At 64.0% G+C, this 10655-nt stretch carries 9 protein-coding genes and 1 pseudogene; 4 read left to right on the forward strand and 6 right to left on the reverse strand.

The features are described from left to right. Positions 1-294: 294 nt before the first annotated feature. The 3 genes from ppnN to BLX41_RS15380 form a co-directional block, all read right to left on the reverse strand. A complete protein-coding gene (gene ppnN, locus BLX41_RS15370) occupies positions 295-1668 on the reverse strand; it encodes a nucleotide 5'-monophosphate nucleosidase PpnN (protein ID WP_123725593.1) in 1374 nt (457 codons plus the stop codon). Positions 1669-1893: 225 nt separating this feature from the next. After that, positions 1894-2559: a suppressor of fused domain protein gene (locus BLX41_RS15375; protein WP_123725594.1), complete on the reverse strand. Its 666-nt coding sequence runs from the start codon at positions 2557-2559 to the stop codon at positions 1894-1896. 105 nt (positions 2560-2664) lie between these two features. After that, positions 2665-3441, reverse strand: coding sequence for an IclR family transcriptional regulator (locus BLX41_RS15380; RefSeq protein WP_123725595.1), 777 nt, complete (start codon positions 3439-3441; stop codon positions 2665-2667). A 138-nt stretch (positions 3442-3579) separates the two neighbouring features. Between BLX41_RS15380 and BLX41_RS15385 the strand changes: the two genes are divergently transcribed. Continuing rightward, positions 3580-5001: an amidase gene (locus BLX41_RS15385; protein ID WP_123725596.1), complete on the forward strand. Its 1422-nt coding sequence runs from the start codon at positions 3580-3582 to the stop codon at positions 4999-5001. 65 nt (positions 5002-5066) lie between these two features. Next, positions 5067-6380, forward strand: coding sequence for an MFS transporter (locus BLX41_RS15390; protein ID WP_123725597.1), 1314 nt, complete (start codon positions 5067-5069; stop codon positions 6378-6380). A 43-nt stretch (positions 6381-6423) separates the two neighbouring features. Here BLX41_RS15390 and BLX41_RS15395 read toward each other — a convergent pair whose 3' ends face one another. Next, positions 6424-7173, reverse strand: coding sequence for an SIR2 family NAD-dependent protein deacylase (locus BLX41_RS15395; RefSeq protein ID WP_123725598.1), 750 nt, complete (start codon positions 7171-7173; stop codon positions 6424-6426). 182 nt (positions 7174-7355) lie between these two features. Here BLX41_RS15395 and BLX41_RS15400 point away from each other — a divergent pair, with 182 nt between their 5' ends. Then, positions 7356-7760: a response regulator gene (locus BLX41_RS15400; RefSeq protein WP_123725599.1), complete on the forward strand. Its 405-nt coding sequence runs from the start codon at positions 7356-7358 to the stop codon at positions 7758-7760. A gap of 33 nt (positions 7761-7793) precedes the next feature. Here the strand turns inward: BLX41_RS15400 and BLX41_RS15405 are convergent, their stop codons facing one another. Further along, the gene (locus BLX41_RS15405; protein ID WP_011060752.1) at positions 7794-8663 is read right to left on the reverse strand and encodes an isocitrate lyase/PEP mutase family protein; all 870 of its coding nucleotides are present in this window, start codon (positions 8661-8663) and stop codon (positions 7794-7796) included. Between the two features lie 435 nt (positions 8664-9098). Between BLX41_RS15405 and BLX41_RS15410 the strand changes: the two genes are divergently transcribed. Then, entirely contained in the window at positions 9099-10226 is a 1128-nt protein-coding gene (locus BLX41_RS15410) for a saccharopine dehydrogenase family protein (protein WP_123725600.1), read from the forward strand. A gap of 7 nt (positions 10227-10233) precedes the next feature. On the opposite strand, the pseudogene BLX41_RS35450 reads toward BLX41_RS15410, so the two are convergent. Next, positions 10234-10655 (reverse strand): annotated as a pseudogene (locus BLX41_RS35450) (PQQ-like beta-propeller repeat protein); the annotation flags it as partial.

Genomic DNA, 10655 nt, shown 5'->3' on the forward strand with positions numbered 1-10655 from the left:
GTAACGCCGTGTGCAACGGCGTTGCAGGGGTGGGGGGCGCTGTTGTCAGCCGGGGTGGTGCCAGTCAAGGTTGGCGCAGGATCAGGTCGAACCGGTGGTTGTGCTTGGAACCGCGCAGGCTTTTGCCCAGCCCTTGGCTTTCTTCAAAATGGGCGCAGCCCGGTCATTCTTTGCCGGGGTTCAGCTAGGCAAAGGTGAGGGGCCGGTTTGGGGCGGGAGGCAAATGCCGGGCAAAAAAAGCCGCGCGCTCCCCGGGAGCGCGCGGCACTGTTCAACAGCCGAAGGGGCTGAAGGTCAGCTCACCACGCGGTAGCACGGCACATAGGCGGCGCCGCCGGGCAGCTTCATGCGGTGCTGCTCGACGAAGGCTTTGAGCAGCTGGTCCAGGGGCTGCATGATCGCCGGGTCACCGTGGATGCTGTACGGGCCTTTCTGTTCAATCAGGCGGATGCCCTGGTCCTTGACGTTGCCGGCGACGATGCCGGAGAACGCCCGGCGCAGGTTGGCCGCCAGTTCGTGGGGCGCCAAGGCATGGCTCAGTTGCAGGCTGGCCATGTTCTCGTGGGTCGGGTCGAAGGGGCGCTGGAAGCCCTCGTCGATCTTCAGCAGCCAGTTGAAGTGGAAGGCGTCGTTGCGTTCGCGGCGGAACTGCTTGACGGTCTTGAGCCCTTCGGTCATCTGCCGGGCCACTTCTGCCGGGTTGTCGATGATGATCTGGTAGTGCTTCTGCGCCGCTTCGCCCAGGGTCGCCAGGACAAAGGCGTTGAGCTGTTCCAGGTAGGGCGCTGCGCTCTTGGGACCGGTAAGAATCACCGGGAACGGCAGGTCGCGGTTGTCCGGGTGCATCAGGATGCCCAGCAGGTAGAGGAACTCCTCTGCGGTGCCGGCGCCGCCCGGGAAGATGATGATGCCGTGGCCGACACGGACGAAGGCCTCCAGGCGCTTTTCGATGTCCGGCAGGATCACCAGCTCGTTGACGATGGGGTTCGGCGCTTCGGCGGCAATGATCCCCGGTTCGGTCAGGCCCAGGTAGCGTCCGCCGCTCATGCGCTGCTTGGCGTGGGCGATGGTGGCGCCTTTCATCGGGCCCTTCATCACGCCTGGACCGCAGCCGGTGCAGATGTCCAGCTTGCGCAGACCCAGTTCGTGGCCGACCTTCTTGGTGTACTTGTATTCCTCGGTGTTGATCGAGTGGCCACCCCAGCACACCACCATCTTCGGTTCCACGCCGGGGCGCAGGGTGCGGGCGTTGCGCAGCAGGTGGAACACGTAGTCGGTGATGCCCTGGGAGCTGTCCAGGTCGATGCGCTGGCTGTCCAGTTCGTTCTCGGTGTAGACGATGTCGCGCAGGGCGCTGAAGAGCATTTCCCGGGTGCTGGCAATCATCTCGCCATCGACGAAGGCGTCGGCCGGTGCGTTCAGCAACTCCAGGCGCACGCCACGGTCCTGCTGGTGAATGCGTACTTCAAAATCGTGGTAGGCGTCGAGGATGGTCTTGGCGTTGTCGACGTGGGCGCCGGTGTTGAGAATCGCCAGGGCGCACTGGCGGAACAGCGTGTAGATGCTGCCGGAGCCGGCGGCGCTGAGTTGTTGCACTTCACGTTGCGAGAGAGTCTCCAGGCTGCCTTTCGGGCTCACCGAAGCATTGATCACTTGTCTTTGCGGCATTAATCCATTTCCTGAAATCGGCGCCACCGCGCCATGTGCGGTCAGTGGCGAAAAAACGGCGGGGCAGTGAACAGAGCCACCGGTACGGGGCTTGGTTTCCAGCGGCAGGGCAAGAAAGCAAACGTCGTCGCGAGATTATTCGCTGTCTGAATCTACCTCATGCTGGCCCGGCGTGGCGGGAAAAATGACGATCCGCCGCGGCTGTGGTGGATTTTTCATTGACCTTCAGCACACGCTGGCCCGAGCCGGGTCCGCTACCGGCGAGACTCCGGCCTGGGTCAGGTGTTCCAGCAGGGCCGGATAACCCGCGTTCTGGCCCCAGGTGTGTTCGTCCAGGGTCAGGCCGACGATCTGCAGGAATTCGAAGCGCCCGCTAAGCAGCTGCTGGGGCCCGGCAAAACCCGGCGCGGGGATGAACAGCAATGCCTGCAACAGGCTGTCGTTGCCGTCGATGGGTTGCCCGGTACGCATGCGATCCCATTCGCCCAGAGGCTGCTGCTCGCCGAAACGGCCGGCGGCCAGTAGCAGTTGATAGGCACAGAATTTACGCAGTAGGCGCAGGGCCCAGGGCGCCTGCTCGCGGGTTTCCAGTAGCAGTTCCTGGCCCATGCCGGACCAGCCATCGGCTTCGGGTTGCACATCTTCCCAGGCATTGGACAGCCCCGAGGTGACGTATAGCCAACTGTTGCGCCGGGTGTTGGGCGGCGATTCGAAGACCCCGTGGCTGAGCCAGCGCGGGTCGACCTCGGTCTGGCCGAAAACCTCGCTGAACAGCGCCATGTCCAGGGGGTAGATGCCCGGGCCAAGCTCGCCGAACAGCGCCGGATAGAGTTCTTCTTCACGTTGCGCCCAGGCAGCTTCGAACCATGGGGTGGGGGTGGCTTGCGACATGCGGAGGCTTCCTTGAATGAGGCGGGCGGTTGCGCATGAACCGCCCTGGAGTCAGGCCCAGGTGCGCAGCAGCAGTTGCGCTGGCGCCGTCAGTGGCAGGCCGGGTCAGCCGATCACCAGCGACTGGGTCGCTTCCATCAGCAACGGCACCAGTTCATCGACCATCCGCGCCGCCGGCCACTGGCTCAGTGAGGCGGTGATGTTCACCGCGGCCACGGTCTGCAGGTGCAGGTTGCGGATCGGCGCAGCGACACCGATCTGGCCGATCAGCACTTGTTCGCTGGCCAGCGCATAGCCTTGCTGGCGCGCTTGCAGAATGTCCTCGAACAGTTGCTGGCGATCTACCTGGGTCTGCTGGGTGAAGGGTTCCAGGGACTGGGCGGCGAGGCTGTCGCGGATGCGTGCGTCGGGCAGGGCGGCCAGCAGCACGCGTCCGGCGGAAGTGCACCAGGCCGGCATGCGGCGCCCGGGGAGCATTTCGGTGAAGGTCTGCTGGGTGCCGGGGATGCGCATCACATAGACGATGTCATGGCCGCTGAGCAGGCTCAGGTTGACTGTCAGCGCGCAGCGTTCGCGAATCCGCGTCAGGGCCGGCAGTGCCTTGCTGATCAACGGATCCGAGTTCAGGTACAGAAAGCCCAGCTCCAGTGCCTTGTGGGTCAGGCTGTAGCGTCGCGAACGCTCGTCTTTTTGCAGGTAACCCAGCTCGCACCAGGTGTAGGTGAAGCGCTGCGCCGCACTTTTGGTCATGTCGCAGTTCTGCGCCAACTCGGTCAGGCCGAGAGAGGCGTGGCCGCTGCGGAACATCTCCAGTACCCGGATACCTTTCTCCAGTGTGGCGATGAACTGTGGATTGGCCTGTTCGCCGGCTTGTTCTGACACCTTGCTTGGCTCCTGTACTGGGCTGCCCTCCGGGCGAGGCGAGCAGGGTAGCGCATATTGACCTACCCGGCACTTGGGATTATAAATAGTATCAAAATACAATACGCAGTATCGCTATACGATACTTTTAGGAAAAAGATGAGCACTCAATCCGACGCCTCCCTCGTCATGCAATCGGCCTGCAGCCTGGCTGGGGAAATCCGTGCCGGGCACTTGTCCGCTCGGGAACTGACCGAAGCCAGCCTGGCCGAGATCGAGCGGCGCAACCCGCAGCTCAATGCCCTGGTCACCCTGGATGCCGAAGGCGCCTTGCGCCGTGCCGCCCGCGCCGATGAATACCAGGCCCAGGGCGGCCTACTGGGGCCCCTGCATGGCTTGCCGGTGGCCCACAAGGATTCCTTCCCCACCGCGGGCATGCGCACCACCTGGGGATCGCCGGTATATGCCGAGCATGTACCGACCCAGGACGCGTTGATCGTGCGGCGCCAGGCCGAGGCCGGTTCGATCCTGCTGGGCAAGAGCAACCTGCCGGAGTTCGGTGCCGGCTCGCAAACCTTCAACCAGGTGTTTGGCGCCACCTTGAACCCCTATGCGCCGGACATGACCTGCGGCGGCAGCAGCGGCGGCTCGGCGGTGGCCCTGGCTTGCGGCATGGTGGCCCTGGCAGATGGCACCGACATGGGCGGCTCGCTGCGCAACCCGGCCAGCTTCTGCAACATCGTCGGTTTGCGTCCGTCCATTGGCCGGGTGCCGAACTGGCCCAACAACAACAGTTTCGGGCAGCTCACCGTGGCCGGCCCCATGGGGCGTTGCGTGGCGGACGTGGCCTTGCTGCTGAGCGTGATCGCCGGCCCCGACATTCGTGATCCCTTGTCGCTGCAGGAGTCGGCCGAAGGATTCGCGCATTTGCCGGAGCCGGATTTTCGCTCTGCGCGCATCGCCTACAGCCCGGACCTGGGTGGCCTGCCGGTGGACCCTGAGGTTCGCACCGTGATCGAGGCCGGCGCCCGGCGCCTGGCCGGGCTGGGCTGCAGTGTCGAGCACGCCGAGCCGAGTTTCGTCGGTGCGGCCCAATCCTTCCAGGTGCTGCGGGCACTGACCTACGCCAGCGGCTACGCGTCGTTGCTGCAGAGTCATCGCGCACAGTTCAAGGACACCCTGGTGTGGAACATCGAGTTGGCCAAGAGCTTCAGCGCCGAGGATGTGATCGGCGCCGAGCAGGTTCGTACGCGGCTGTTTCGCGACATGCAGCAGTTGCTGCAGACCTACGATTTTCTGATCGCCCCGGTCAGCCAGGTGCCGCCGTTCCCGGTACAGCAGGCGTTCGTCGAGTGCATCGGCGAGCAGCCGATGCACAGCTACATCGACTGGATGCAATCCTGTTCGCTGATCACCCTGAGCGGGCACCCGGCGATTTCCGTGCCCTGCGGGTTCACCGAACAGGGCTTGCCGGTGGGGCTGCAGATCATCGGCCGCTATCGCGATGAGCGCAGCCTGTTGCAATTTGCCCAGATGTTCGAAACCGCCAGCCGCGAGCACACCGCCCGCCGGCCGGATTGACCCGGCGCGGCCACGGCCGCACGCCACTGCAACCCCTATAACAATGCCAATGATTGGGAAGTTCTATGTCCAGTACTCGCAGTGCTTCACTCCAGCCCGCCGCCGCGCAACCGATCCGCGCGGCCTTGGGCTCATTCCTCGGCACCTTGATCGAGTGGTTCGACTTCTATATCTACGCCACCGCCTCGGCGTTGATCTTCAGTCATGTGTTCTTTCCCGGCAGCAGCCAATTGGTGGGGACGTTATCGTCCTTTGCCACCCTGGCAGTGGGTTTTTTCGCTCGACCCTTGGGGGGCATTATCTTCGGCCATCTGGGTGACCGATTCGGACGCAAGTATTCGCTGATTCTCACGCTATTCATGATGGGGGGCGCGACAGTGGGCATCGGCCTGCTGCCGTCCTATGCACAGATAGGCTTCATGGCGCCGGTGTTGCTGGTGTTGTTGCGGGTGCTGCAGGGGATCGCCGTGGGTGGCGAGTGGGGCGGGGCGGTGCTGTTGGCCAGCGAACATGCGCCAGAGCGGCGCAAGAGCTTCTATGCCTCGTTCGCCCAATTGGGCAGCCCAGCGGGGTTGGTGTTGTCATTGCTGACCTTCCGCTACATCAGTTCGCTGCCGGAGGCCGATATGCTGGCCTGGGGCTGGCGCCTGCCGTTTCTGGGCAGCGTGCTCCTGTTGCTGCTGGCGTTCCTCATCCGGCGGGGGGTCAATGAGTCGCCGGAATTCGAGGCACGGCGCAAGGACATCGCCGCTCGAACCGAACAGCAGTCACCGGTGAAAACGGTGGTGCGTGAATCCTGGCCGCTGATTCTGCTGGTGATGGGGGCCTGCACCATCGGCATTTCCTCGGCCTATTTCACCAACACCTTCATGATTGCCTATGCCACCCAGTTCATGGGCATCAAGAGCCAGGTGATTCTCGAATGCCTGTCGGTGGTGGCCATTGTGCAGTTGATCAACCAGCCCATCGCTGCCTGGCTGGCGGACAAGGTCGGTGCGGGACGCTTCCTGTTGCTGGTGTCGGCCATCAGCATCTTCGTGCCGTACCTGATGTTCAACCTGGTGGGCACCGGCCAGAGCCTGATGATCATTCTCGGCATTTCGCTGACCAAGATCTTTTCATCGGCCTTCTATGCAGTGATTGCCGGTTACATCGTTGACATCTTTCCGTTGCACCAGCGCTACTCCGGAATCTCCCTGGCATACCAGGGTTGCGGCGCCCTGATCGGCGGCACCACGCCGATGCTCGGAACTCTGATCGCCGGGCAGTTTGGCGGTCAGTGGTGGCCTCTGGCGGTGTTCTACTCGGCGCTGGCACTTACCTCTTTTGTCTGCGTTCTATTGCTGATGCGTCGTCGCGCACAGGGGGGCCGGGGCTGAGTGGGTGCGCCCACGCCCGGGCCTGGTAGCCGGCGCCCGGGAATCAGCCAAAGGCCTGGCGCAGCAGTTGCGGCAGAATCTGTCCGGCGTTGCCCACCAGGCAGTATTCCTGGGGCGTCGTGCAGGCCTGGGGCTGTGGGTTGATGTGCACCACGCAGGCTCCTTGCTGCAGAGCCAGTTGTGGGATCTGCGCTGCTGGCTGCACCAGCCCGGAGGTGCCCACCGACAGCAGCAGGTCGCATTCTTGGGCTGCCTTGAAGGCGGTCTTGAGGATCTGCTGTGGCAGGGTCTCGCCGAACCACACTACCCCGGGACGGATCTTGCCGTTGCAGCCGGTGCAACGGGGGGGCTCCAGGCTGCAACCCTGCTCTGGCAACACGGGTTCTGGCAGTTCGCCGCTGAAGGGGCGGTTACAGGCGAAGCACTTGGGGTGATGCAGGCTGCCGTGCAGATGAAGTACCGAGGGACTGCCGGCACGCTCGTGCAGGTCATCGACATTCTGGGTGATCAGGGTCAGGCGCGGTACGCGTCGGGCCAGCTCGGCAATTGCCAGATGAGCCGGGTTGGGCCCGGCCTGGAGCACTTTCATGCGGCGCCATTCATACCAGCCCCAGACCAGTGCCGGGTCCTCGCGAAAGGCTTGGGGCGTGGCCAGCCGCGCCGGATCGAAGTTCTCCCACAACCCGGTCAGGGCGTCGCGAAAGGTCGGGATGGCGCTTTCGGCCGAGACTCCGGCACCACTGAATACCACCAGGTGGCGGGCCTGGGCCAGGCGTTGGGGGTCGAACTCCATGGATGACCTGCCTGTGTTGTTGCGCTGATATCGGGGGGTGGCATTATCGCCGGCCTGTTCGAACCTGTCCTAAAAAAACACAGTGAGGGCATCGGGAATGAATTTATCGTCAAGTCGCCGCTCATAACTCTTGTCGGCGGTCCTGTCCGTAGAGTCCTCAAACCCTCAGGGAGTGTTACCCCATGTGCCCAGTCTCGTCCGTTAACCCAGACGCCACCTCCCGCTTGATCCTGGTGGTGGAGGATGAGCCGACGGTGCTGGAGTTCCTGTGCGAGATTCTTGAGGACGAGGGCTTTGTCACTGAGGCCCGGGAGAGTGCCGATCAGGCTTGGGAATTCTTGCAGGAGGAGGCGGCGCAGGTGGCGCTGCTGCTGACCGATATCACCATGCCCGGCAGGCTCAATGGCGCCAGCCTGAGCAACCTGTGCGGTGAGCACTGGCCGTCGTTGCCTGTTGTGGTCATGTCGGGTTTCGAGACCCCCGAGAGTTCCGGGGTGCGTTATCCGGTGTCCTTCATCCGCAAGCCCTGGACCATCGGGCAGATCCTCGACTGCGTGGAAGGCGCGCTGAAATCGGCCCAGGGTTGAGGCGTGGCGCCTCACCCCGGCCAATCGCCGGTGTTACTCCTTGACGCTCATGAACTCCTTGGCCCAGACGATGTACTCCTCGGGCTGGGTGTAGGTGTGGGCCAGTTCGGTGGCGCTCAGGTCCGACGCCTGAGTGAAGATCTGCCGCTGCTCGCGCAGGCAGTCGTAGGTGGCCTTGATCGCGGCGAAGTAGGCGGCATGACCGTCCACGGCGATCTTCACGCCCAGCTCGGCCAGGCGCGCATCGTCCCGTAGCGCCGGGTTGCCGTAGGTCACCAGCATCAGCGGCACGCTCAGGTGCTCGGAGATCTGTTCCAGCTGTTCGAAATCACGGATGCCCACCATGCAGATGGCGTCGGCGCCGGCACGCTCGTACTGCTGGGTACGGCTGATGATTTCCTGCACCGGAAGGATGCCGGCGTTGGTCCGGGCGATGATCGCCAGTTCCGGATCAACCCGGGCTTCCAGGGCGGCGCGGATCTTGCCGACGCCTTCGGCCACCGAGATGAGGTCGGTGGATTTGCGCCCGAACTGGGCCGGCAGCAGGGTGTCCTCGATGGTCAGCGCGGCAATGCCGGCGCGTTCCAGTTCGACCACGGTGCGCATCACGTTCAGCGCGTTGCCATAGCCGTGGTCGGCGTCGGCGATCACCGGCAACTGCGCCACGCGGCCGATGCGGGTGGCCTGTTCGGCGAATTCACTGAGGGTGATCAGGGCGAAGTCGGGGGCCGCCAGCACTTGCAGCGAGGCCACGGAGCCGCCGAGGATGCCCACTTCGAAACCCAGGTCGGCGGCGATACGGGCAGACATCGGGTCGAATACGGAAGCGGTGTGGTAGCAGGAGTTGGAAGCGATCAGTTCACGGAAACCGCGGCGCAAATCTTGATGGGAAAGCCTGGACATAACAGCTCCGAGATAGGATCGAGAGATCGACGTTGAGGTCGAGTCAAATTTTGCAATCAGTTCCCTTGGCGAGCCGGGGAAAGAGCGGCTCACAGCGAAACGTTAGTTGGGCAGATGAAGATGAAAAAGGTGGGTAGCAAGGCGTCTTTATCTCGTTCGGTTGCGCGAACCGACGGGTTTATTATGCGAGGCCGACATAGCAGGACGAGGCTATCACGCTCCAGGGCCGTGGATGATGAGGATTTTGCATAGCATTATGCCGGACCGGCATTGGCATTTTTTTCTAACTGAATATTACAGGCCCTTGTCAGGAACGCTTCCGGGGCATGCTGGAAGCAGTCGGGGGCTTGTCGAGCGCTGGCAAATCCACCAAGCTGCCGCGCCTCGAATGGCAGCGTTGACGCTGCGCAACGGCTTGGTTCAAGGATGTAGGCAATGACGCTCAGGGTGTTGGTGGTCGGTGGTTATGGCAATTTCGGCAGCATCGTCTGCCGCTATCTGATCCATACCCCTGGGGTGCATCTGCTGATTTCCGGGCGCGACCCGCACAAGCTCGCGGCCAAGGTCCAGGCCTTGCAGGCTGAAGGCGGGCAGCCCTGCGAAGGCTGGTGCGGCGATGCCATGGGGCCGCAATGGGCACCGGCGCTCAAGGCCCTTAAGGTGCACTGGGTGATCCATACCGGCGGGCCGTTCCAGGGCCAGTCCTACGCGGTGGCCCGGGGCTGCATCGAGGCCGGGGTCAACTACTGCGACCTGGCCGACTGTCGCCAGTTCGTGCGCGGCATTGGCACCCTGGATGAAGCGGCCCGGGCTGCCGGGGTGACCCTGCTCAGCGGCTGCAGTTCGGTGCCGACCCTGTCGGCGGCGATCATCGATGAACACCGTGAGCGCTTTTCCCGCATCGAGCGCATCGAGCACGGCATTTCCTCTTCGGCGAAGATGCCCGGCCTGTCCACCATCCAGGGCGTGTTGGCCTATGCCGGCAAACCTATCCTGCAACTCAAGGACGGCCGGCCGCACCCGGTGATCGGCTGGCAGGGCCTGACCCTGCGCAAGCTGCCCAGGCTCGGCACGCGGCTGGTGGCCAATGTCGATGTGCCGGACCTGGACCTGTTCGCCGAGCGTTATGGCGCCCATACCCTGAGCTTCAAGGCCGGTGCCGGGCTGAAGATCGCCGGGCTGGCCAACGCCATGCTGGCCCAGGCGGTGAAGCTCGGGCTGATCGCCGACCCGGCGCCCTGGGCCGCGCGTCTGTATCGCTGCGGTACCTGGTTCGAAGGTTTCGGCGACGGCCTCAGCGCCATGTACGTCGATGTTCACGGCCTGGGCCAGGATGGCCAGCCGCTGTCGATGCACGCGCAATTGACCGCCACCCACGACCACGGCCCGGAGATCCCCAGCTGCGCCGCGGTGGCGGTGGTGCACAAGCTGCTCGCCGGCCATGTGCCGGCCCCGGGCGCGCGGTCCAGTGCCGGCGAGGTCAGCGTCGAGGAGTACCTGCGGGCGATCGATGATCCGGATCACCTGCAACTGCAGGTGAGTTTCTCGCGCCCGCCGGTTTAACGCCGCCTTACCACAGCAGGGGCTTGGCGAAGTCCTTCCAGAACAGCCAGCGCTGCAGCTCGTGGTGCTCGCCGGTACCGATCTGCCAGTCCGGTCGTCCGCCATCCAGGGCGATCTTGACGATGATCCCGGCATAGGTCGCGGCCACCAGGGTCTTGCCGTCGGGGCTGATGTCCATGGCGGTGAGGGTCGAGCCGATGTAGTGCTGCCAACGTTCCTCGCCGGTTTCACTGACGGCCCGCAGGTAACCGTAGGCATCGCCGATGATGAATTCGTCGCCCCGTGAAGCGGCGGCATACACCCGGGCGCCTTCCTGCAGCACCGGGGTGCGCGCATCGTCGCTGTAGAAGTCGGTGGAGAGCCCCGGCAGGTCGGCCACCGCCACCCCCAGGCTGGCGCCGCCATAGAAGTGGCAGGGGTTGAGCAGCA

This window comes from Pseudomonas protegens, assembly GCF_003732485.1.
GTDB lineage: Bacteria > Pseudomonadota > Gammaproteobacteria > Pseudomonadales > Pseudomonadaceae > Aquipseudomonas > Aquipseudomonas protegens_B.

Bases quoted from the DNA above. Each gene is read 5' to 3' on its own strand.
- BLX41_RS15410 (WP_123725600.1), top strand. From the start codon at position 9,099: ATGACGCTCAGGGTGTTGGTGGTCGGTGGTTATGGCAATTTCGGCAGC.
- BLX41_RS15395 (WP_123725598.1), bottom strand. From the start codon at position 7,173: ATGGAGTTCGACCCCCAACGCCTGGCCCAGGCCCGCCACCTGGTGGTA.
- BLX41_RS15385 (WP_123725596.1), top strand. From the start codon at position 3,580: ATGAGCACTCAATCCGACGCCTCCCTCGTCATGCAATCGGCCTGCAGC.
- BLX41_RS15375 (WP_123725594.1), bottom strand. From the start codon at position 2,559: ATGTCGCAAGCCACCCCCACCCCATGGTTCGAAGCTGCCTGGGCGCAA.
- BLX41_RS15390 (WP_123725597.1), top strand. From the start codon at position 5,067: ATGTCCAGTACTCGCAGTGCTTCACTCCAGCCCGCCGCCGCGCAACCG.
- ppnN (WP_123725593.1), bottom strand. From the start codon at position 1,668: ATGCCGCAAAGACAAGTGATCAATGCTTCGGTGAGCCCGAAAGGCAGC.
- BLX41_RS15400 (WP_123725599.1), top strand. From the start codon at position 7,356: ATGTGCCCAGTCTCGTCCGTTAACCCAGACGCCACCTCCCGCTTGATC.
- BLX41_RS15405 (WP_011060752.1), bottom strand. From the start codon at position 8,663: ATGTCCAGGCTTTCCCATCAAGATTTGCGCCGCGGTTTCCGTGAACTG.